The organism is Polaromonas sp. P1_E3 (genome assembly GCF_056405935.1).
In genome coordinates this window covers 1-1,763 of sequence record NZ_JBFUBD010000496.1, presented here as the reverse complement: position 1 = coordinate 1,763, position 1,763 = coordinate 1, and the positions used below count along the sequence as shown (strand labels likewise).

Annotated in this window: 2 protein-coding genes; one reads left to right on the top strand and one right to left on the bottom strand. The window is 61.2% G+C overall.

The window, feature by feature from the left end; genetic code table 11:
- Positions 1–505, bottom strand: a 505-nt coding sequence (locus AC1D0Z_RS20950; RefSeq protein WP_477660089.1) for a 3-hydroxyacyl-CoA dehydrogenase NAD-binding domain-containing protein, incomplete at its 3' end; no start/stop codon positions are given.
- A 55-nt stretch (positions 506–560) separates the two neighbouring features.
- On the opposite strand from AC1D0Z_RS20950, the gene AC1D0Z_RS20945 reads away from it, so the two are divergent.
- On the top strand, positions 561–1,763 hold a 1,203-nt coding region (locus tag AC1D0Z_RS20945; protein ID WP_477660088.1), incomplete at its 3' end, for a type IV pilus assembly protein FimV.

Below are 1,763 nucleotides of genomic sequence, written 5' to 3'. Positions count from 1 at the left end.
GGTTCTCGCAGACGGCGGGGCTGGTCTTCAGGCCTGCGATAACTTCAACCACCTTCATCAGCGGAACGGGGTTAAAAAAGTGGTAGCCAGCCAGGCGCTCGGGGTGCTTGRGCGCCGCCGCGATGGCTGTTACGGAGAGCGAGGATGTGTTGGTGGCCAGCACGGTTTGTGCGGGGACCAGCGCCTCCAGCTCGGAAAACAGGGTTTGCTTGACGTCCAGCCGCTCGACGATGGCTTCAACAATGAGGTCACAGCCGGCGAGATCGGCGAGGGTGCCGGCAATCAGCAAGCGGTCTTTGTGGCCTGCAGCAGCGGCGGGGTCGAGGCGGCCTTTTTCCACCAGCTTGTCCCATTGGGTGCAGATGGCTTCGCGTGCCTTTCCTGCGGCGCCTGCTTGCGCGTCCATCAACTGGACGGTGCTGCCCGCCTGCGCCGCGATCTGGGCAATGCCGCGCCCCATGGCACCCGTGCCAACTATTCCCACATTTTTGTAATTTACTTCCATACCTAATTATGGCCGACCGTATTTGTCGGCGTACCGTGCCAAAATTGCCCACTTCATGAAACTTGCCAAGACGCCTGTCAAATACCTCCTTGGCATTCTGCTGATGGGTGCTGCCATCCAAACCATGGCCTTGTCGCTGGGCCGTATGCGCGGCGCCACGCTTGTCGGACGTCCCCTTGATGTCACCGTGTCGGCCAATCTGGATGGCGCCGAAGGGCTGTCTGCCGTATGCGTGGCGGCCGATGTGTTTTTTGGCGATAGCCAGGTTCCCCAGGACAAGGTGCGCGTCGCCAATTCACAAGGCGCTTCCGGCGAGGCGTTGATCCGCATTCGCACAAGCTCCAATGTCGATGAGCCTGTGGTGACGCTTTACGTGCGTGAAGGATGCCTGCAGAAAAACACGCGCAAGTATGTGCTGCTGGCAGAAGTGGCTGGAGAAAACACCAACTCGGTCCCGGTGGTCAGCGGAAAAGCAGTGTCGGCTGGACCACTTGCGGCGCAGGTGCCTGGAGGGCAGGGTGCTGCGGACAACGGTTTAAAGCCCCAGGCAGGCGCAGCCCGTTCCGCCGACGGAAAAGCTCAAAGGGCAAGATCCGAAAAGAATCCCTCCGTTGCGGGCAATGAACTGCGGGCGGCTACTCCAGCCGCGGCGCTGCGAGCCACGCCTTCTATTCGCCCGGCGGGCAAAGCCGCCCCCGGGCCGGCCCGCAAATCTGGTTCGCGCCTGAAACTTGATCCCGTCGACCTCGCAGCGGAGCGCGACCCCGTGCTTCGATCTTCGCCTGAGCTGTTGACGGAACCCTCAATGAATGCCCAGCAACGCGCTGCCGCTGCTGCACTGTGGCAAGCGCTTAACGCCCAGCCCCAGGACATGGTACGAGACAACCAGCGCCTGAAGTCGCTGGAGGCCGACGTTGCCGGCATGCTTGCACAAAGCCAGAAAACTGAAAAAGCCGTGATGGAAATGCGTGGACAGCTCGAGCAGGCACGCGGAGAACGCTATAACAACTGGCTCGTATATGCCCTTTGCGCTTTGCTGGCCACCTCCCTTCTGGTGATTCTGGCGCTGTGGATGCGCAGTCGGCAGCAAAGCCGTATCAGCCGCGGATCGTGGTGGGGCAAGGGCTTTGCCGAAGACAGCGCACCTTACGTGACTGAAGGTGGGGGGAACACTGGCAAGGGCTTTTTGCGCAGGGCTCAAGAGGCTGAATCGGTGAGCGCCGGGCCTTTGCCCGATTCGCTGGTTGATTTCGATCCC